General features: G+C 73.8%; 17 protein-coding genes. 10 read left to right on the top strand and 7 right to left on the bottom strand.

Annotation, left to right across the window (positions count from 1 at the left end; translation table 11 throughout):
* Positions 1-96 precede the first annotated feature (96 nt).
* The 7 genes from GV126_RS24195 to GV126_RS24170 all read left to right on the top strand — a co-directional run bounded on the left by GV126_RS24195 (position 97) and on the right by GV126_RS24170 (position 6,223).
* Complete coding sequence (locus GV126_RS24195; RefSeq protein WP_159670464.1) at positions 97-930, top strand: glutamate ABC transporter substrate-binding protein; 834 nt, start codon at positions 97-99, stop codon at positions 928-930.
* Positions 931-1,012: 82 nt separating this feature from the next.
* Positions 1,013-1,678 (top strand): amino acid ABC transporter permease, encoded by a 666-nt coding sequence (locus tag GV126_RS24190; protein ID WP_159670461.1) that lies wholly within the window; start codon positions 1,013-1,015, stop codon positions 1,676-1,678.
* Positions 1,675-2,562: an amino acid ABC transporter permease gene (locus GV126_RS24185; RefSeq protein WP_159670458.1), complete on the top strand. Its 888-nt coding sequence runs from the start codon at positions 1,675-1,677 to the stop codon at positions 2,560-2,562. Before GV126_RS24190 ends, GV126_RS24185 begins: the two co-directional genes overlap by 4 nt.
* A 198-nt stretch (positions 2,563-2,760) precedes the next feature.
* The gene (locus GV126_RS24180; protein WP_201299870.1) at positions 2,761-4,530 is read left to right on the top strand and encodes an FAD-dependent monooxygenase; all 1,770 of its coding nucleotides are present in this window, start codon (positions 2,761-2,763) and stop codon (positions 4,528-4,530) included.
* 432 nt (positions 4,531-4,962) lie between these two features.
* Positions 4,963-5,163 (top strand): putative leader peptide, encoded by a 201-nt coding sequence (locus GV126_RS37505; protein WP_369123900.1) that lies wholly within the window; start codon positions 4,963-4,965, stop codon positions 5,161-5,163.
* Between the two features lie 77 nt (positions 5,164-5,240).
* A complete protein-coding gene (locus tag GV126_RS24175; RefSeq protein ID WP_438947861.1) occupies positions 5,241-5,810 on the top strand; it encodes a cupin domain-containing protein in 570 nt (189 codons plus the stop codon).
* Complete coding sequence (locus GV126_RS24170) at positions 5,807-6,223, top strand: rhodanese-like domain-containing protein (protein ID WP_159670452.1); 417 nt, start codon at positions 5,807-5,809, stop codon at positions 6,221-6,223. Before GV126_RS24175 ends, GV126_RS24170 begins: the two co-directional genes overlap by 4 nt.
* A 340-nt stretch (positions 6,224-6,563) precedes the next feature.
* Here the strand turns inward: GV126_RS24170 and recX are convergent, their stop codons facing one another.
* From recX to GV126_RS24150, 4 genes are all read right to left on the bottom strand, one after another.
* Positions 6,564-7,400 carry a recombination regulator RecX gene (gene recX / locus GV126_RS24165; protein WP_159670449.1) on the bottom strand — a complete coding sequence of 279 codons (837 nt, stop codon included), beginning with the start codon at positions 7,398-7,400 and terminating at the stop codon, positions 6,564-6,566.
* Positions 7,401-7,403: 3 nt separating this feature from the next.
* Positions 7,404-8,531: a recombinase RecA gene (gene recA / locus GV126_RS24160; RefSeq protein ID WP_159670447.1), complete on the bottom strand. Its 1,128-nt coding sequence runs from the start codon at positions 8,529-8,531 to the stop codon at positions 7,404-7,406.
* A 280-nt stretch (positions 8,532-8,811) separates the two neighbouring features.
* Entirely contained in the window at positions 8,812-10,137 is a 1,326-nt protein-coding gene (locus tag GV126_RS24155) for an AI-2E family transporter (RefSeq protein WP_236570085.1), read from the bottom strand.
* Between the two features lie 60 nt (positions 10,138-10,197).
* Positions 10,198-10,392 (bottom strand): DUF3046 domain-containing protein, encoded by a 195-nt coding sequence (locus GV126_RS24150; RefSeq protein ID WP_028424431.1) that lies wholly within the window; start codon positions 10,390-10,392, stop codon positions 10,198-10,200.
* A gap of 80 nt (positions 10,393-10,472) precedes the next feature.
* Between GV126_RS24150 and GV126_RS24145 the strand changes: the two genes are divergently transcribed.
* A complete protein-coding gene (locus GV126_RS24145) occupies positions 10,473-11,417 on the top strand; it encodes a hypothetical protein (RefSeq protein ID WP_159670444.1) in 945 nt (314 codons plus the stop codon).
* Positions 11,418-11,503: 86 nt separating this feature from the next.
* On the opposite strand, the gene GV126_RS24140 is transcribed toward GV126_RS24145, so the two are convergent.
* From GV126_RS24140 to GV126_RS24130, 3 genes are read right to left on the bottom strand one after another with little or no spacing between them, the layout of a single operon-like run.
* Positions 11,504-11,812, bottom strand: coding sequence for an AzlD domain-containing protein (locus tag GV126_RS24140; protein WP_159670441.1), 309 nt, complete (start codon positions 11,810-11,812; stop codon positions 11,504-11,506).
* A complete protein-coding gene (locus GV126_RS24135) occupies positions 11,809-12,612 on the bottom strand; it encodes an AzlC family ABC transporter permease (RefSeq protein ID WP_236570283.1) in 804 nt (267 codons plus the stop codon). The genes GV126_RS24140 and GV126_RS24135 overlap by 4 nt, the downstream gene beginning before the upstream one ends.
* A complete protein-coding gene (locus GV126_RS24130; protein WP_159670438.1) occupies positions 12,501-13,505 on the bottom strand; it encodes an AraC family transcriptional regulator in 1,005 nt (334 codons plus the stop codon). The genes GV126_RS24135 and GV126_RS24130 overlap by 112 nt, the downstream gene beginning before the upstream one ends.
* A gap of 109 nt (positions 13,506-13,614) precedes the next feature.
* On the opposite strand from GV126_RS24130, the gene GV126_RS24125 reads away from it, so the two are divergent.
* Together GV126_RS24125 and GV126_RS24120 are read left to right on the top strand one after the other, a co-directional pair.
* Positions 13,615-18,555: an ATP-dependent helicase gene (locus tag GV126_RS24125; protein ID WP_159670436.1), complete on the top strand. Its 4,941-nt coding sequence runs from the start codon at positions 13,615-13,617 to the stop codon at positions 18,553-18,555.
* Positions 18,556-18,679: 124 nt separating this feature from the next.
* Positions 18,680-19,525 (top strand): DNA-formamidopyrimidine glycosylase family protein, encoded by an 846-nt coding sequence (locus tag GV126_RS24120; RefSeq protein ID WP_159670433.1) that lies wholly within the window; start codon positions 18,680-18,682, stop codon positions 19,523-19,525.
* Positions 19,526-19,754: the final 229 nt, after the last annotated feature.

The following is a 19,754-nucleotide window of genomic DNA, read 5'->3' as shown; positions in this document are numbered from 1 at the left end:
CCCGGGAGCAGTGCCCGCCGGCCCGTCCCCGCCGCGGCGACGCCGTCCCCGCCCCGCGCGGGCCCCGACTCCTCACCTCAGCAAAGGACACACAGCATGAAGCTCCGCAAGGTCACCGCCGCCTCGGCCGTCGTGCTCGCCCTCGCCGTCTCCGCCACGGCGTGCGGCTCGAACGACAAGGACCCCGGCTCGTCCGGCGGCGGCAAGAAGATCGCCATCGGCATCAAGTTCGACCAGCCGGGCCTCGGCCAGAAGACCCCGCAGGGCTACTCCGGCTTCGACGTGGACGTGGCGAAGTACGTCGCCAAGAAACTCGGCTACAACGAGGACCAGATCGAGTGGAAGGAGTCCAAGAGCGCCGACCGCGAGACCATGCTGCAGCGCGGTGACGTGCAGTTCATCGCCGCCACCTACTCGATCACGCCCGAGCGGGAGAAGAAGGTCGACTTCGCCGGCCCCTACCTGCTGGCCCACCAGGACGTGCTGCTGCGCGCCGACGACGACTCGATCAAGTCGCCGGCCGACCTGAACAACAAGAAGCTCTGCTCGGTGACCGGCTCGACCTCGGCGCAGAACGTCAAGGACAAGCTGGCGCCCAAGGCGAACCTTCAGCAGTACCCGACGTACTCGGCCTGTCTGACCGGTCTGCAGAACAAGGCCATCGACGCCCTGACCACGGACGACTCGATCCTGGCCGGGTACGCCTCCCAGGCCCAGTTCAAGGGCAAGTTCAAGCTGGGCGGCTTCAAGATGACCAACGAGAACTACGGCATCGGCGTCAAGAAGGGCAGCGACCTCAAGGCCAAGATCAACAAGGCCCTGGAGGACATGGTCGCGGACGGTTCCTGGGACAAGGCCGTGAAGGCCAACTTCGGCCCGGCGAACTACCAGAACGAGCCCGCGCCGAAGATCGGCGACATCAAGAGCTGAGTCAGCGTTCCCGGGTGCGCCGCCCACGGGGGAGCGGCGCACCGGGAGTCCGGCCCCTTCACACGCGGAAGCGCGGGAGATCGTGTTCGACTTTCTTTCAGGCTATGACCTGCTGGGAGCCTTCTGGGTGACCGTGCAGCTCACGCTGCTCGCCGCCGTCGGCTCCCTGGTATGGGGCACCCTGCTGGCCGCCATGCGGGTCGGCCCGGTCCCCCTCATGCGCGGCTTCGGTACCGCCTACGTCAACATCGTGCGCAACGTCCCGCTGACGGTGATCATCCTGTTCACCTCGCTGGGCCTGAACCAGACGCTCAACATCAAACTCGGCGCGGAGAACTTCGACACCATCAACTTCCGGCTCGCCGTGCTCGGTCTGATCGCCTACACCTCGGCGTTCGTCTGCGAGGCGATCCGCTCCGGCATCAACACGGTGCCGGTCGGGCAGGCGGAGGCGGCCCGCGCGCTCGGGCTGAGCTTCACGCAGGTGCTGACCCTGGTGGTGCTGCCGCAGGCGTTCCGCTCGGTGGTCGGCCCGCTGACCAACGTCCTGATCGCGCTCACCAAGAACACCACGGTGGCCGCCGCGATCGGTGTGGCGGAGGCGGCCCTGCTGATGAAGAAGATGATCGAGAACGAGGCGGAACTGCTGCTGATCTCGGCGGTCTTCGCGTTCGGCTTCGTGGTCCTGACGCTGCCGACCGGCCTGATCCTCGGCTGGGTGGGCAAGAAGGTGGCGGTGAAGCGATGAGCAGCTCGGTGCTCTACGACGCGCAGGGGCCCAGGGCCAAGCGGCGCAACGTCGTCTACACGGTCGTGTTCGTGCTCGCCCTGGCCGCCCTGCTGTGGTGGGTCTACCGGAGCCTGAGCGACAAGGGGCAGCTGGACTGGGAGAAGTGGAAGCCGTTCTTCTCCGGTTCCGAGGCGTGGACCACGTACATCCTGCCCGGCCTGAAGAACACGCTGATCGCGGCGGCCGTGTCGATGTTGATCGCACTGCCCCTCGGCGCGGTCTTCGGCATCGCGCGCCTGTCCGACCACGTGTGGGTGCGGGTGCCGGCGGCGGTGGTCGTGGAGTTCTTCCGCGCCATCCCCGTGCTGATCCTGATGATCTTCGGGAACGCGCTGTTCTCCCAGTACACCTCCGTCAGCTCCGACGACCGCCCGCTGTACGCCGTCGTCACCGGCCTGGTCCTCTACAACGCATCCGTCCTCGCCGAGATCGTCCGCGCGGGCATCCTGGCCCTGCCTAAGGGCCAGACGGAGGCCGCCCAGGCCATCGGCCTGCGCAAGACCCAGACCATGACGTCGATCCTGCTGCCGCAGGCGGTCACCGCGATGCTGCCGGCGATCGTCAGCCAGCTGGTGGTCATCGTGAAGGACACCGCGCTCGGCGGCGCGATCCTCACCTTCCCCGAGCTGCTGGCCGCGGTCTCCCCGATGAGTTCGTACTACGGCGCGAACACCATCGCCAGCTTCACGATCGTCGCGCTGATCTTCGTGGTGCTCAACTTCAGCCTCACCAGTTTCGCGAGCTGGCTGGAGCGGCGGCTGCGGCGCGGCAAGAAGTCCACGGGCGCGGTCCTCGCCCCGGCGGCGGTGGGCGGCCCCGGGTCGGCGGGGCCCGCCGCCTGACGGGCGGTCATCTGCGGTGCGTCCCCCCTGGTGTGACGCGGTGTGACACCGGAGGCGGTGGAGTGATCGCCACCGCCGATGTCACTTGACGCAAGCAGCGGCAATGGGTTGCATACGTTCTGTGATCGTGCACCCTGCTCCGACTGTCTGTTCACATCCGTCCGTCAGGACACCACTGCGGGCAGGGGGCGCCGCGCCGTGGACCCGGTGATCGTCGTCGGCGCGGGGCCCGTCGGGCTCACGCTCGCGCTGGCCCTGGCGCGCCAGGGCGTGCCGTCCGTCGTCCTGGACGAGACACCGGGCGGGGACCCCCCGCGGGCCGCGCGCACCGTCGTGCTGCGCGAGGACACCGCCGCGCTGGTGGAGCGGCTGGCCGGGGTACCGCTCGACCGGGCCGGGCTGCGCTGGACGGGATGGCGGTCGCTGCGGCGCAAGCAGGTGACGAACGAGGTCGTCTTCAGCGACCCCGCGGTGGCCTCCGGGGACACCTGGGCCGCCGCGCGGGGCGCCAAGGGCGCCGGGGCCGGCGTCCGTGGGGCCGGGGGCGGTTCCCGAGATCCGGAGGTGGCGGCCTCCGGCGGCTCCGGGACCGGGTCCGGTGATCCCGGGGCCGTCCTCGACAGCGCCGCTGCGGCCGGGCCGGCGCCGCTGCACATCGCCCAGCACCTGCTCACCGGTGCTCTGCGTGCCGCCGCCGCCCGCGAGCCGCTGATCGAACTCGCCGTGGACAGCCGGCTGGACGCCGTGGAGCAGGAGGCGACCGGCGTCACCGCACACACCCGCGGGCCCCAGGGCACCTGGTGGCGCGGGAGTTACCTCGTGGGCTGCGACGGGCCGCGCTCGACCGTGCGCAAGCTGCAGGACATCCGCTTCCCCGGCCGCACGGCCGTCGAGCGGTACGCGGTGGCCGCGCTGCGCACGGACCTCCCCCGCCCCGCGGAAGCGTTCCTGCACCGGATGCCGCCGTGGCGGACGACGGGCCCCTTCGCCGGGGAGATCACCGCCCGCCCGCTCCCGGACGGCGTGTGGCGGCTGGACTGGCTGCTGCCGCCCGGCAAGGACCTGGTCACGCCCGAGCTGCTGCTCGCCCGGATCAGGGAGACCCTGACCGGCTGGACCGGCGAGGCGACCCCGGCGTACGAACTCCTGGACACCGGAGTGCACACCGTCCATCCCCGGCTGGCCCGCCGCTGGCGCGCCGGACGGGTCTTCCTCGCCGGGGACGCGGCGCACCTGCTGGGCTCCTGCGGCACGCACGGCCTGGACGAGGGCCTGCGCGACGCCGACAACCTCGCCTGGAAGCTCGCGACGGTCTGGCACCACGGCCCGCACGAGACGCTGCTGGACAGCTACCAGACGGAGCGGCGCGCGAGCGTCTCCGCCCGGCTGCGCGCCGCGGACCAGGCCCTGCCCGTGCTGCGCGGCGGTGGCGGGCTGCGCGCGTACCTCCCCGGGGCCGCGCGCGGGCAGGACGCGCTGCTGCGGGACGGCCATCTGGGGCGCGGGGCCCTGGGCGCGCCGGGGGCGTACACCGCGTCGCCGCTCGCCGCGCCGCACTGCGATGCCGAGGTACCGGTGGACACCCCGGTCGGCGGGCAGGTCACCGACGTGCCGGTGACCGCGGAGGACGGTGCGATCGTGCCGCTGCGGGAACGGCTGGGCCGCGGGGCGCTGCTGGTGGTGCTGGTGGCCCCCGGGTCGCAGGTGTGGGAGCGGCGCCACTGGGTGGGCGCCGGGATCATGCCCCGGCTGGCCGCCGCGGTGACCGCGCTGCCGCACCCCGCCGAACTGCTGGTCGCCGAGCGCTATCCGGGCGCGGCCCCGCACACCGTGCTCCTGGTGCGACCGGACGGGCACCTGGTCACCGCGCTGAACGGGGTGCGCCCCGCCGACCTGTACACGGCGGCCGAGGCGACACTGGGCGGCCCGGCGCACACCACGACACACGCGGAGGCTGGGGCGCGGTGAGTCGTGCCCGGGCAGGGGCGTGGTGAGTCGTGCCCGGACACCGGCTCGGTGAGTCGTGCCCAGGCCAGGGCGCGGTGAGCCTTGCCCGGACACCGGCTCAATGAGTCGTGCGCAGGCAGGGGCGCGGGGGGCCTTGCCCGGACAGGGGCTTGGTGGCCGTGCCCGGCAGGGGCTTGGTGTGACCGTGCCCGGCAGCGGCGCGGCTCGCGGACGAGGGCATGGGCACGGACGGGGGGTGCACGGACAAGCCCACGGGGCACAAGGCCGCGGAGGGGCGCTTGGGCGGGCGGTGGGGTGCTCCCCGATCGCGCCGTACGCCGGGCCGTGCACCGGCCGTGACCAGCGCGCCGGGCCTGTGATCTGTGCGCCGGGCGCTCTGGCTCCGACACCGACCCGGGCCGGGCCGGGCGCGCCCGGCGCACACGCCTGCGGATGCGGAAGCGGGGGTGCGCAGCGCGCACGGGCCGGCGGGAGTGCGCCGTCGCCCGTCGTCCGCGGGGTGACCGCCGGTTGACCGGTCCGGACGGCCATGGTGTACTCCGGACCATGACCGACACCTACGTGCGCCTGTGGCGGAGGGTCCATATGGACCTCGTCCGCTACGCGGGCTGCGTGTGTCGCCCGTCCTGCTGAACCCGCATCCCTTTTATCCCGCGCGCCGCTTCTGCGCTGCCGCGCGCCTTCCGCGAACGTTCTCCAGGACGGTGTACGTGTCTGCCCTGTCTTCCTCCGCGTCCTCCCCCACGCCCCTCTCCGCCTCCGCCCCTGCTGCCGCTGCACCTGCCGCGCCGCCCACGCAGGCCGAACTCCTCGACTTCGCCCGCCGCGCCGCCGCCGACACCGATCTGATCGCCTCGCTTCCGCTCGACCCGCAGGGCCGCACGTGGGTGCGCCTGGACGGGCCCGCGGGCAGCGAGGCGTGGCTGATCGGCTGGCCGCCCGGCACCGGCACCGGCTGGCACGACCCCCCCGACTCGGGGGGTGCCTTCGTCCCCGCGGCCGGTGAGCTGACCGAGCACGCGCGCGCCGCCCGCCTGCCCACGGACGGCTGGAAGACCCTCGAACTCACCGACGGCGTGGACCGCTCCCGGCGGCTGCCGGCCGGGCAGGGCCGCGCCTTCGGCCGGCACCACGTCCACGAGGTGCTCAACGAGTCCACCGAGCGGCACGCGATCTCCGTGCACGCCTACTACCCGCCGCTGCCCCGTATCCGCCGCTACAGCCGCACCGGGCAGACGCTGCGCCTGGAGCACGTCGAGCGCCCGGAGGACTGGCAGTGAGCGGGGACCGGCGGCCGGTCGGGATCGACGACCTGCTGGAGCGGGTACGCCGGGGCTACCGACGCATCGGACCCTGGGAGGCGTACACCGCCGCCCGGGACGGCGATGCCCTGCTCGTGGACATCCGGTACGCGGCCCTGCGCGAACGGGACGGGCTGGTCCCCGGTGCCCTGGTGGTCGAGCGCAACGAACTGGAGTGGCGACTGGACCCGCAGGGCAGCCACCGCCTCCCCGAAGCCACCGGCCACGACCTGCGCGTGGTCGTGCTGTGCGACGAGGGATACGCCTCCAGCCTGGCGGCCGCCTCCCTGCACCAGCTCGGTCTGCACCGGGCGACCGACCTGATCGGCGGTTTCCAGGCGTGGCGGGCGGCCGGGCTCCCGGTGCGGCCGTACGCGCCGCAGGCACCGTAGCCGCCCGGGGACCGAAGAACCCCGCGGCGAAAACCGTGGGGCCGAAAGCCGCGGAGGCCGGAAGCCGCGGAGGCCGGAAGTTCACGGAGGCGGTGAGGCAGGGGCGCGGACCGAGCCGACGGGGCGCGTCTGCCCGGGCGGCGCGCCGCGCCCGGCCGGCGCGTCGTGGCCGGCCGGCGCGTCGTGGCCAGGAGGCGCGTCGTGGCCAGGAGGCGCGTCGTGCCTGCCCGGCGCGTTGCGCTCGAGCGACGCTGCGCAGTCGGGCGGTGCTGCCTTGCTCGGGCGGCCGTCCACCCGGCCGCGGCGCGTGGCTGGACGGTGTTCCTCGGCGGCTCTCGTCTCAGCAGCTGTCGTCGAGGAACTCCGTGTCCTCGCCCTCCTCCTCCAGCGCCTGTCGGACCACCCGCAGGGCCAGGCCCTGGGAGTAGCCCTTGCGGGCGAGCATGCCGGCGAGGCGGCGCAGCCGTTTGTCGCGGTCCAGGCCCCGGGTGGCGCGCAGCTTGCGGGCGACCAGTTCGCGGGCGGTGGCCTCCTCCTGCTCGGCGTCGAGTCGGCCGACGGCCTCGTCGATCAGCGTGGTGTCGACGCCCTTGGTCCGCAGTTCCTGGGCGAGCGCGCGCCGCGCCAGTCCGCGTCCGTGGTGCCGGGACTCCACCCAGGCGTCCGCGAACGCGCCGTCGTCGATGAGCCCGAACTCCTCGAAGCGGGACAGCACCTGCTCGGCGACGTCGTCCGGGATCTCCCGCTTGCGCAGGGCGTCCGCGAGCTGCTTGCGCGTGCGCGGAGTCCCGGTGAGCAGGCGCAGGCAGATCGCGCGCGCCCGCTCCACCGGGTCCCCCGGAGGCTCCCCCTGCTCGGCCCTCGGCGAGGAAGAGGTGCCCCCACCCGCCGCGGACGCCTCGCCGACGTCTCGTCGGCGCCGTCCGCGCCCGCCGCGCGCCCCGCCGTCACGCGGGCCGCCCCGGCGCGAGCCGGCCACCGGCACTCCGGCACCGTCACCGCCGTCCGGTCCGGGACCGCCGCCGTACGTGCCGTCACCGTCCGGCCGGTACGGGTGCTCGTCCCTGTACGCGCCGGCGCCGTCCGCGCCGGGGCGGTTCCCGGTGCCCGTCCCCCGTGGGGCGCCGGAAGCGAGGTGCTCGTACCCGTACTCGGCCCAGTCGGTTCGCCGTGTCACGGGTCAGCTCTTGGCCGCGGCGGCCTTGGGCTTGGTGACCTTGGCGGCCGCCGGGGCCGGCACCGTCTTGGCCGCGTCGTCCGTGGCGGTGGAGACGGCCGCGTCCGCGCCCGGCTCGGCCGCGGGCTCCTGGGGCCGTACGCCGACGCCCAGCTTCTCCTTGATCTTCTTCTCGATCTCGTTGGCCAGGTCGGGGTTGTCCTTCAGGAAGTTGCGCGCGTTCTCCTTGCCCTGGCCGAGCTGGTCGCCCTCGTAGGTGTACCAGGCGCCGGCCTTGCGGACGAAGCCGTGCTCCACGCCCATGTCGATCAGGCCGCCCTCGCGGCTGATGCCCTGGCCGTAGAGGATGTCGAACTCGGCCTGCTTGAAGGGCGGGGCGACCTTGTTCTTGACGACCTTGACGCGGGTGCGGTTGCCGACCGCCTCCGTGCCGTCCTTCAGGGTCTCGATGCGGCGGATGTCCAGGCGCACCGAGGCGTAGAACTTCAGCGCGCGGCCACCGGTGGTGGTCTCCGGCGAGCCGAACATCACGCCGACCTTCTCGCGCAGCTGGTTGATGAAGATCGCGGTGGTCTTGGACTGGTTGAGCGCACCGGTGATCTTGCGCAGGGCCTGGCTCATGAGCCGGGCCTGCAGACCCACGTGGCTGTCGCCCATCTCGCCCTCGATCTCCGCGCGCGGGACGAGCGCGGCGACGGAGTCGATGACGATCAGGTCGAGGGCGCCGGAGCGGACGAGCATGTCCACGATCTCCAGCGCCTGCTCGCCGTTGTCCGGCTGGGAGAGGATCAGCTGGTCGATGTCGACGCCCAGCTTCTGGGCGTACTCGGGGTCGAGGGCGTGCTCCGCGTCCACGAAGGCGACCTGGCCGCCGGCCTTCTGGGCGTTCGCCACGGCGTGCAGGGTCAGGGTCGTCTTGCCGGAGGACTCCGGTCCGTAGATCTCCACGACACGGCCGCGCGGCAGGCCGCCGACGCCGAGGGCCACGTCGAGCGCGGTCGACCCGGTCGGGATGACCTCGATGGGCTCCTTCGACCGCTCGCCCATGCGCATGACCGCGCCCTTGCCGAATTGCCGTTCAATCTGTGCGAGCGCGGCGTCGAGCGCCTTCTCGCGGTCGGTTCCTGCCATGGGTTCCACCCGGTTTGCTTGAGTCGATCGCTTCACGTCAAAGACGCTAACGCCTGCCACTGACAACGCGCCCCGACGCACATCCGGCCTGTGGATAACCAGGGGCCACACTATCCCAAAAGCGGACGAAATCCCCTTCGTTGAGCCATGCCGGAGCCCCCATAAGAATGGATGTTCGATTTTTGTGTCAAGCGCGCCACGCCCCGCCGAGCGGCTGTGCCAAGACGTCCTGAGCCCTCGCGCCCAAGGCGGGCGTCCCCTCGCTGCCCAGGGCGGGTGCTCAGTCTCCGGCGGAGCCCTCCTCGGCCGCCGCGGGCTCTCGCGTGGGGGTGTCCGCCGTCGTTCCGCGTCCCGCCGCTGTCCCGGTACCGGCCGCCGGACGCCGCTCCCACAGCTGCCGCGCGCGGGTGAGCAGGCCCGGTGCGGTGCCCTGTCTCCTGCGGTGGCCCTGGACCCGGGGGTCGTCCATGACGGCGTACCGCTTCACGTAGGCGCCCAGGAACGCCTGGAGCGTGGCGACCGCGGGGATGGCGATCAGCGCGCCGACGGCGCCGAGCAGCGCGGTGCCCGCGATGACCGATCCGAAGGCCACCGCGGGGTGGATGTCGACGGTCTTCGAGGTGAGCTTGGGCTGCAGCATGTAGTTCTCGAACTGCTGGTAGATCACCACGAACACCAGCACCCACAGCGCGTACCAGGGATTGACCGTGAAGGCGATCAGCATCGGCAGGGCACCCGCGAGATAGGTGCCGATGGTGGGGATGAACTGCGAGACCAGCCCCACCCAGACACCGAGCACGGGCGCGTAGGGCACGTCGAGGGCCTGCAGCAGGATGTAGTGGGCGATGCCGGAGGCGAGCGCCATCAGGCCGCGCGAGTACAGGTAGCCGCCGGTCTTGTCGACGGCGATCTCCCAGGCGCGCAGTACCTCCGCCTGGCGGGCGGGCGGCAGCACGGAGCACAGCGCCCGGCGCAGCCGCGGCCCGTCGGCGGCGAAGTAGAACGAGAACAGCGTGATCGTCAGCAGCCGGAACAGGCCGCCGAGCACCTGCGTGGACACGTCGAGCACGCCCGCCGCGCTGTTCTGCGCGTACTTGCGCAGCCAGTCGGAGTGGAGCAGCCCCTCCTGGATGTCCACGCGTCTGAGGTTGGTGTGGAACTTGGCGTTGGCCCAGTTGATGAGGGAGTCGAGGTACTCGGGGAAGCCCTCGATCATCTTGACGATCTGCCCGGCCAGCATCGAGCCGAGCAGGGTGACGAAACCGGCCGTCACCACCGCCAGGCCCAGGAAGACCAGGAAGGTGGCGAGCCCGCGGCGCATGCCGCGGGCGGCCATGCGGCTGACCGCGGGCTCGATGGCCAACGCCAGGAAGAACGCGATCAGGATGTTGATCAGCAGCCCGGTCACCTGATGGAAGGCCCAGCTGCCGAGCTGGAAGGCCGCGATCAGCGCGAGCGCGAGCACCATGGCGCGCGGCAGCCAGCGCGGCATGCGCGGGCGCGCGTCCGATCCGGTGGGCCCGTCGGCCGAGGGCCGGCCGAGCGGCGTCGTACCGGTCGCGGATGCCTGCCGGGCCGTCTGCCCGGACTCGTCAGTGGGTGCCACGGTGCAAGTCTCGCCCACGCCACCGACAATCCCGCACGGCCCTGTGATCTCCCTGCCCGGTCAGCGCTTCTCCTGGGGAATGTTCATGACGTGGCAGACCACGCGCCAGACGTCCTTGGCCTCCCAGCCGGCCGCCAGCGCCTCGTGCACCGTGCGCCCGCCCAGCTCCGACATCACGTGGTCGCGTGCGAAGGTGTCGGCGTATCCCGCACCGAAGTGCTCCGCCATCCGCTCCCAGAAGACCGTCAACCGCATGATGCCAGTATCCCGCCCCTGGGAGTGACCGGGAGCGGGGTGCGCCTGCGGTGACCGCTTTCCGCCTTACGGTCGGTCGCATGGCCGAGACAGGAGCTTGCCCCTCTTCCCCGCCGTCCGCGGCGCCCTCCCCGCTGCAGCGGGCCGAGCACTTCGTGTGGCTGACCGCGCGTGTGCTGGAGCAGCGGCTGTTCGCGTACCACTTCCTGGACGGCGCCGCCGACCCGGTGGAAACCGCGCTGGACGCCTACCGCAACGACGACTTCGGGTACGGCCACGCCCTCGAGCCGGACCTGCGCGGCCCCGTCAGCCAGCCGTTGCACACGGCCCGCGCGCTGCGGGTGCTGGACGCCATCGGCCGGTGCGGCGGGCAGCGGGCGGAGCGGGTGTGCCGCTACCTGACCTCGGTCACCACCGCGGACGGCGCCCTGCCCGCGGTCCACCCCGCTCAGCGCGGCTATCCGGCGGCGCCCTTCGTGCCCGTCGTGGACGATCCGCCGGGCTCGCTCCTGGCCACCGGCCCGGTGGTGGGTCTGCTGCACCGCAACCAGGTGTGGCACGCGTGGCTCTTCCGGGCGACCGACTTCTGCTGGCAGCGCATCGAGGCGCTGGAGGCGACCCACCCCTACGAGGTGGAGGCCGCCGTCGCCTTCCTGGACGCCGCGCCCGACCGCTCGCGCGCGCAGGCGGCCGCCGAGCGGCTCGGCCGTCTGGTCCGCGAGCAGCGCCTCGCGGTGCTGGACCCCGACCTCCGGGAGTCCTGGCCGGTCGCGCCCGGTTACGCCCCCGGCGAGCACCATTTCCCGCACGACTTCGCCGCCACGCCGCACTCCCTCGCGCGCGCGTGGTTCACGGACGAGGAGATCGGCCGTTCCCTGGACTTCCTGGCGAGCCGGCAGCAGGAGGACGGCGGCTGGCCGGTCGCCTGGCGCCAGTGGGCCCCCGGCACGGCGCTGGAGGCACGCCCCATGGTGACGATCGAGGCCCTGCGCACCCTGCGGGCGTACGGCCGCGCCATCGCCTGAGGAGGCCAGCGGGACCACGCTCCCACGCGCGGGCGCGCGGAGCACCACAGCGCACCGGGGCGTACGCTCACCGACCCGTCGCGCGCTCACCCGCCCAGCGCACGCCCCCCCGCCGTGACCACCACGGCCGCGGCCACGACCAGCAGGAACGGCGCCCGCAGCACCAGCGCCACGGCGGCGGCCGCGAGCCCGGCCGCCCGCGCGTCCAGGACGAGATCCTGCCCGTCGGCGAAGGTCTGCTGGGCGGTCAGGGCGGCGAGCAGGGCCACCGGGAGCAGCGCGGCGAGCCGCTTGACCAGGGGCTTCTCCAGGACGCCGGCCGGCACGAGCAGCCCGGCGAGCTTGACGGCGTAGCAGCCGACGGCGGTCACGCCGATCGCGATCCAGACGTTCAACGGTCTTCCTCCCCTGCGCCGCCCCGGACGCGTCCCCGTACGTCGTGGGCCGTCGCTGTGTCGTCCACTCGTTCACCCGGGCTTTCATCGCTGCCGCGGGCGCCTCGCGTGCGGCGGCCCGCCAGGTACAGCACGGCCGGCGCGGCGAGCGCCGCCGCGAGGACCGGCACGCCGGCCGGCAGCACGGGCAGCAGCCCGAGCCCGAGGAGCACGGCGAGCGCGGCGACGACGCGCTCGGTGGAGGTCGTGAGCATGGGCGCGAGCAGGGCGAGGAACACGGCGGGTCCGGCCGCGTCCAGTCCCCAGGTGTCGGTGTCCCCGAGGGCCCTGGCGCCCAGTGCGCCCAGCAGCGTGGTGAGGTTCCACAGCCCGTAGAGGGTGGCCCCGGTGACGGTGAAGCCGATCCGCGCGCTGCGCCGGGTGGGCTGCGCGAGGGTCACCGCGGTGGTCTCGTCGATGACCCACTGGGCGGCCATCGGCCGCAGTCCGCGCGGCAGGGCCAGCAGCTGCGACAGGCGCAGCCCGTAGAAGGCGTTGCGCACGCCCAGGAAGAACGCGCCCGCGGCCGCCGTGAACGGGTTGCCCCCGGCCGCCAGCGCCCCCACGAGCGCGAACTGGGACGCCCCGGTGAACACCAGCAGGCTGAGCGCACAGGTCTGCAACAGCGTCAGTCCGCTGCCGGCCGAGGTCACCCCGAAGGCGAACCCGGACAGTCCCACCGCGACGCCGACCCCGAGGGCGTCCCGGACGACGGCGGCGTCGGGCTTGTCGGCACCGGCCTGCCCGGCGCCGGCGCGTATGTCTGCGAGAGCTGTTTCTTCTGCCACGCCCCGGACGGTAGGAGCAGTCGCGACCTCGCGTCTTGTACGTTCTTGCGCTCGCGCCGGTAGGCGCCGGGCGGGACGCCCACGATCCGGGAGAAGTGCCGGCTCAGGTGCGACTGATCGGTGAACCCGACGGCCGCGGCGGCCTGAGCCGGGGTGGTGCCCTCGTCCAGCAGCTGCCGGGCCCGGCGCACCCGGGCGTCGGTGAGCCAGGTGTGCGGCGGCATCCCGTAGACACCGCGGAAGGCCCGCAGCAGCGCGAAGGGGCTCGTCCCGAGATCGGCGGCCAGCCGCTCCAGGGTCGGCGGCTCGGTCATGCGCTCCTCGAGGACGGCACGGGCGCGTGCCGCGATCCGCGCGCCGGCCGTGCGCACCTCGCGCCGTGGCAGCGGCCCGCCGTTCAACCGCAGCAGCCGGGTCACGGCGACCCGCAGCAGCGTGTCGGCGGCCAGTGCGTTGCCCTCGTCGGCGGCCCGCAACACCTGGTGCACGAGCGCCGCGGCGTAGGGATCGTCGAGGACCGGGCTGACGAACCCCGGCGTCCCGCGGATGCCGGTGGTCTCGGCGGCGATCTCCGCGACCAGGTCCGGCGCCGGGTAGACGGCCCCGTAGCGCCATCCCTCGGGCACTCCCGCCCGGCCCGTGTGCGGCGTGTCGGGATTGATCAGCGCCAGGGTCCCCGGGCCGGCGTACTGGTCGCCTCCGCGGTGGTCGAACACCTCCACGCCCTCGGCGATGGCGGCGATCACGAAGTGCTCGTGGGTGTGGCGCGTGAACGCCTTGCGGACATATCGGGCCCGCAGCAGGTCGACCCCGGGAAGTTCCTCGTACTGCCAGTGCCGTGCGCGCTCCTGACCTGATCCCGCCATGGGCCCATTCTCCGGCACAACCGCGCCGGTCCTGGAAGAAGACCAGGTCAGCGTGGGTGCGAGAGGTGATGTGGACCGGATTGTCAGTGGCCGGGTGCACGATGGACGCATGGTCAGCGATGCACATCGGGCCCTCGACGGCTTCTCCCCCGCGACCCGCGGCTGGTTCACGGGGGCCTTCTCCGCGCCCACCGCGGCCCAGGCGGGGGCGTGGCAGGCGATCGCCGAGGGCTCGGACGTGCTCGTGGTCGCGCCGACCGGCTCCGGCAAGACCCTGGCCGCCTTCCTCGCCGCCCTGGACCAGCTGGCCTCCACCCCGCCCCCGGCCGACCCGAAGAAGCGCTGCCGGGTGCTGTACGTCTCCCCGCTCAAGGCCCTGGCCGTCGACGTGGAGCGCAACCTGCGCAGCCCCCTGACCGGCATCCGCCAGGAAGCCGTCCGCCTCGGCCTGCCCGAGCCGGAGGTGAAGGTCGGCATCCGCTCCGGCGACACTCCGGCCGCCGAGCGGCGCGCCCTGGCCACCCGCCCGCCGGACATCCTGATCACCACGCCCGAGTCGCTGTTCCTGATGCTGACGTCGTCCACGCGCGATGCGCTGACCGGGATCGAGACGGTGATCCTGGACGAGGTGCACGCGGTGGCGGGCACCAAGCGCGGCGCCCATCTCGCGCTGTCCCTGGAGCGGCTGGACGAGCTGCTGCCGAAGCCGGCCCGCCGCATCGGGCTGTCCGCCACCGTCCGCCCGGTCGACGAGATCGCCCGCTATCTCTCGCCGCGTCGCAAGGTGGAGATCGTGCAGCCGGCCTCCGGCAAGGAGTTCGACCTGTCGGTCGTCGTCCCGGTCGAGGACCTGGGGGAACTCGGCGGCTCCCCGGCCACCGACGGCGGCGAGGGCGCCGAGCGGCCCTCGATCTGGCCGCACGTGGAGGAGCGCATCACCGACCTGGTGCAGGCCCACCGCTCCACGATCGTGTTCGCCAACTCGCGCCGGCTCGCCGAGCGCCTGTGCAACCGGCTCAACGAGATCGCCTACGAGCGGGCGACCGGCGAATCCCTGGACGAGCACCACTCCCCGGCCCAGCTGATGGGCGGCTCGGGCGCGGCGCACGGCGCGCCCGCGGTCATCGCCCGCGCCCACCACGGCTCGGTCTCCAAGGAGCAGCGCGCCCTGGTGGAGGAGGACCTGAAGGCCGGGCGCCTGCCGGCGGTGGTGGCCACCTCCAGCCTGGAGCTGGGCATCGACATGGGTGCCGTGGACCTGGTGGTCCAGGTCGAGTCCCCGCCCTCGGTGGCCTCCGGCCTGCAGCGCGTGGGCCGCGCGGGCCACCAGGTGGGTGCGGTGTCCACCGGGGTGGTCTTCCCCAAGTACCGGGGCGACCTGGTGCAGGCGGCGGTGGTCACCGAGCGGATGCGCACGGGCGCCATCGAGTCCCTGCGGGTGCCCGCCAACCCGCTGGACGTCCTCGCCCAGCAGCTCGTGGCGATGACCGCGATGGACACCTGGCAGGTGGACGACCTGCTAGCCGTGGTGCGCCGGGCGGCGCCGTTCGCGTCACTGCCGGAGTCGGCGTTCACAGCCGTGCTCGACATGCTCGCCGGCCGCTACCCGTCCGACGCGTTCGCGGAGCTGCGCCCGCGCGTGGTGTGGGACCGGATCGCCGGCACGGTCACCGGCCGCCCCGGCGCGCAGCGCCTGGCCGTCACGTCCGGGGGCACGATCCCCGACCGCGGCCTGTTCGGCGTGTTCCGCGCCGGCGCCGACCCGAAGAAGGGCGGCGGCCGGGTCGGCGAGCTGGACGAGGAGATGGTGTACGAGTCCCGGGTCGGTGACGTGTTCACGCTCGGCACCACCTCCTGGCGGATCGAGGACATCACCCGCGACCGGGTCCTGGTCTCCCCCGCGCCGGGCGTGCCGGGCCGGCTGCCGTTCTGGAAGGGCGACCAGCTGGGCCGCCCGCTGGAGCTGGGCCGGGCGGTGGGCGCGTTCCTGCGCGAGGTCGGCTCCCTGCCCGAGGAGGACGCCCGGCTCAGGCTGCTCGCGGCCGGCCTGGACGCGTGGGCGGCGGACAACGTCCTGTCGTATCTGAAGGAGCAGCGCGAGGCCTGCGGTCACGGCCCCGACGACCGGACGATCCTGGTGGAGCGCTTCCGCGACGAGCTGGGCGACTGGCGGGTCGTGGTGCACTCCCCCTTCGGCGCACAGGTGCACGCCCCCTGGGCGCTGGCGCTCGGCGCCCGCCTCTCGGAGCGGTACGGCATGGACGCCCAGGTCATGCACGCCGACGACGGCATCGTGCTGCGTCTGCCCGACGCCGACCTGATGGGCCTGGACCTGCTCGGTGAGGACCCCGTGAAGGGCGGCCTGGAGTACGACGCGGAGCAGGCACCGATCGGCGCGGCGGACGTCGCCTTCGACAAGGGGGAGATCGACCAGATCGTCACCGACCAGGTCGGCGGCTCGGCCCTGTTCGCCGCCCGCTTCCGCGAGTGCGCGGCCCGGGCGCTGCTGCTGCCGCGCCGCAACCCGGGCAAGCGCACCCCGCTGTGGCAGCAGCGCCAGCGCGCCGCGCAACTGCTGCAGGTGGCGAGCGAGTTCGGTTCCTTCCCGATCGTCCTGGAGGCGGTCCGCGAGTGCCTGCAGGACGTCTTCGACGTCCCCGGCCTGGTGGAGCTGATGGGGGACATCGAGTCCCGCAAGGTCCGCCTGGTGGAGGTCACCACCCCGGAGCCGTCCCCCTTCGCGCGGTCGCTGCTCTTCGGGTACGTCGCCCAGTTCCTGTACGAGGGGGACTCCCCGCTCGCCGAGCGCCGCGCGGCCGCCCTGTCCCTGGACTCGCGGCTGCTGGCCGAGCTGCTGGGCCAGGCGGAGCTGCGCGAACTGCTGGACGCGGAGGTGCTGGTCGAGCTGGAGCGGGAGCTGCAGTGGCTGACCGAGGACCGCCGCGTCAAGGACGTCGAGGGCGTCGCGGACGTCCTGCGGGTGCTGGGCCCGCTCACCGACGCCGAACTGGCCGAGCGGGGCGCTGAGGCCGGCTGGGCGCAGGAGCTGGCCGGTGCCCGCCGGGCCATCCGGGTGCGGATCGCCGGCGCCGACCACTGGGCCGCGATCGAGGACGCCGGCCGCCTGCGCGACGCGCTCGGCACGGCCCTGCCGGTCGGCGTCCCGGAGGCCTTCACCGAACCGGTCAAGGACCCCCTGGGCGACCTTCTGGCCCGGTACGCCCGCACCCACGGCCCGTTCACCTCGGCCATGGCGGCGGCCCGGTTCGGGCTGGGCGTGGCGGTCACCGAGGGCGCGCTGCACCGCCTCGCGGCCGGCGGCCGTCTCGTCCAGGGCGAGTTCCATCCGGCGGGCAGCGGCCAGGAGTGGTGCGACGCGGCGGTGCTGCGCCGGCTGCGGCGGCGGTCGCTGGCCGCGCTGCGGCACGAGATGGAGCCGGTGCCGCCGCCCGCGCTCGCCCAGTTCCTGCCCCAGTGGCAGCACCTCGGCAAGGGGCACGGCCTGCGGGGCGTGGACGGACTGGTGCGCGCCGTGGAGCAGTTGCAGGGCGCGTCCGTGCCCGCCTCCGCCCTGGAGAAGCTGGTCCTGCCCTCCCGGGTGTCCGACTACACCCCCGCGATGCTCGACGAACTCACCGCGGCCGGCGCGGTGGTGTGGGCGGGCGCGGGCGCACTGCCCGGCAGGGACGGCTGGATCCCGCTGTCCCGCGCGGATGCCCCCCCGCTGCTGCTGCCCCCGCCGCTGCCGCTGGAGCTGACCGCGCTGCACCAGTCGGTGCTGGACACCCTCTCCGGCGGCTACGGCCTGTTCTTCCGTCAGATCGCCGACCAGGTCCGGGCGAGCACCCACCCCGAGGCCACCGACCCGCAACTCGCCGACGCCCTGTGGGACCTGGCCTGGTCCGGGCGGCTCACCAACGACACGCTCGCCCCGATGCGCGCCCTGCTGGGCTCGGGCCGCCCCGCCGGTTCCACGGCGCACCGGGCCAAACGCGCCGCCCCGCGCGGACGTTACGGCTCGTTGACGGCGGCCGCCCGCCCCGCCTCCCGCAGCGGCCCGCCGACCGTCGCCGGCCGCTGGTCCCTGCTGCCCGCCCGGGAGACCGACACCACCGTGCGCGCGCACGCCCTGGCCCGCACCCTCCTCGACCGGCACGGCGTGGTCACCCGCGGCGCGGTGTCCGCGGAGGGCGTCGAGGGCGGCTTCTCGGCCGTGTACCGGGTGCTGTCCGCCTTCGAGGAGAGCGGCCAGGCCCGCCGGGGATACGTGGTGGAGGGGCTGGGCGCCGCCCAGTTCGCGATGGACGGCGCGGTCGACCGGCTGCGCGCCGTGGCGAATGCCCGGGAACGCGGCGAAGGCCTGCCCGGCGCGGGGCTCGGCCCGGGTTCCGGCACCGGCCCGGACGGCTTCGGCCCACCGCACGCCTCCGCCGGGCCCGCGCCTTACGGCCCGGCCGACGCGTTCGACATCACCGGCGCGCCCGGGCACGGCGGCGAGCAGGACTGGCCGGCCCCGGACCGCCCCTCGCCGGGCGACTACGTCTCCCCCCAGGACTTCGCCTCCCCGGGCTACGGCGGCCCCAGAGGCGGTGCGGCGGCCTTCCCGTACCCCACCGGCCCGGGCACCGCCGACCGCCGCGGCCGTACCGGCTCCGCGGACTCCCGGGCGGTCGTCCTGGCCGCCGCCGACCCCGCGAACGCCTACGGCGCCGCCCTGCCCTGGCCCGATCCGCCGACCGGCGCCGGGCACAAGCCGGGCCGCAAGGCGGGCTCCCTGGTGGTGCTCGTGGCCGGTGAGCTGACCCTGTACATGGAACGCGGCGGCAAGACCCTGCTGGCCTGGCCCACGGATGCGGACACCGCGGCCGGTGACGACGCCCGCCTGCGTGCCGCCGCCGAGGCACTGGCGGCCGCCGCCCGCGCCGGCTCCCTCGGCACGGTCACGGTGGAGAAGATCAACGGCGCCTCGGCGCTGACGTCCCCTCTCGGCACGCTCCTGGAAGAAGCCGGCTTCATCGCCACCCCGCGCGGCCTGCGCCTGCGCGCCTGACACCAACGCACGGCGGCACACGACGAGACGAACGGCGCACAGGACGAACGGCGGCACCCGCCAAGACACAGGACGGAACGCATGCCGGAAGCGGGCCCGCTCGCCCGCGTGTCACCCTTGACGCATGCCCGAAGGTGACACGGTCTGGCAGACCGCGAGGCGGTTGCACGACGCCCTCGCGGGCAAGGTGCTGACCCGCAGCGACTTCCGGGTACCGAAGTACGCCACGGTCGACCTGGCCGGCCGGAGAGTGCTGAACACCGTCGCACGCGGCAAACACCTGCTCACGCGGATCGAGGGCGGTGTGACCCTGCACTCCCACCTGCGGATGGAGGGCGCCTGGAAGGTGTACGGCAGCGGTGAGCGCTGGAAGGGCGGCCCCGCCCACCAGATCCGCGCCGTCCTCACCACCGCCGACCGCGCCGCCGTCGGCTACCGCCTCCCGGTGCTCGACCTGCTGCGCACCGCGCAGGAGGACCGCACCGTCGGCCACCTCGGCCCGGACCTGCTCGGCCCGGACTGGGACCCCGACCGGGCGCTGGCCAACCTGCTCGCCGACCCCGCCCGCCCCCTCGGCGAGGCCCTGCTCGACCAGCGCAACCTGGCCGGCATCGGCAACGTGTACAAGAGCGAGCTGTGCTTCCTGCTCGGCGTGACCCCGTGGCTCCCCGTCGGCTCGCTGCCCGCCGACCGGGCGGCCCAGCTGCCCGCGCTCGCCAAGAGGCTCCTGGAGGCCAACCGCGACCGGATGGTCCGCCGGACCACGGGCCTGCGCAACCAGGACCTGTTCGTCTACGGCCGCGCGCCCCGGCCTTGTCTGCGCTGCGGCACCTCCGTCCGCGTGGCCGACCAGGGCGACGGCACCCAGGAGCGCCCCACGTACTGGTGCCCGACGTGCCAGCGCGGCCCGGCCCCGCCGCCGGGCGCCCCGCAGATGTGGCGGGAACGCTACCGCCGTACACAGAAGTGACACCTCGCCAGGATCCGGGTCACACCGGCCCACTGTCGTCGTCCGCAGGGCGGGGCGGTGTTCGAGTCCGCGCAGGATGGACCGGCCCGCTCATTGGACGACGCTAGTACGCAGCTGAGACTGCGGTCCTCGCGAGGCGTCACTTCTGCGTACGGCGGTGGCGCTCCCGCCACATCCGCGGGGCGCCCGGCGGCGGGGGCGGGCCGCGCTGGCACGTCGAGCACCAGTA

This window comes from Streptomyces mexicanus, from assembly GCF_902506575.1.
GTDB lineage: Bacteria > Actinomycetota > Actinomycetes > Streptomycetales > Streptomycetaceae > Streptomyces > Streptomyces mexicanus.
This window is presented reverse-complemented; position numbering and strand designations above follow the sequence as displayed.

Bases quoted from the DNA above. Each gene is read 5' to 3' on its own strand.
- recA (WP_159670447.1), bottom strand. From the start codon at position 8,531: ATGGCAGGAACCGACCGCGAGAAGGCGCTCGACGCCGCGCTCGCACAG.
- GV126_RS24120 (WP_159670433.1), top strand. From the start codon at position 18,680: ATGCCCGAAGGTGACACGGTCTGGCAGACCGCGAGGCGGTTGCACGAC.
- GV126_RS24185 (WP_159670458.1), top strand. From the start codon at position 1,675: ATGAGCAGCTCGGTGCTCTACGACGCGCAGGGGCCCAGGGCCAAGCGG.
- GV126_RS24125 (WP_159670436.1), top strand. From the start codon at position 13,615: ATGGTCAGCGATGCACATCGGGCCCTCGACGGCTTCTCCCCCGCGACC.
- GV126_RS24145 (WP_159670444.1), top strand. From the start codon at position 10,473: ATGGCCGAGACAGGAGCTTGCCCCTCTTCCCCGCCGTCCGCGGCGCCC.
- GV126_RS37505 (WP_369123900.1), top strand. From the start codon at position 4,963: ATGCGGAAGCGGGGGTGCGCAGCGCGCACGGGCCGGCGGGAGTGCGCC.
- GV126_RS24150 (WP_028424431.1), bottom strand. From the start codon at position 10,392: ATGCGGTTGACGGTCTTCTGGGAGCGGATGGCGGAGCACTTCGGTGCG.
- GV126_RS24130 (WP_159670438.1), bottom strand. From the start codon at position 13,505: ATGGCGGGATCAGGTCAGGAGCGCGCACGGCACTGGCAGTACGAGGAA.
- GV126_RS24195 (WP_159670464.1), top strand. From the start codon at position 97: ATGAAGCTCCGCAAGGTCACCGCCGCCTCGGCCGTCGTGCTCGCCCTC.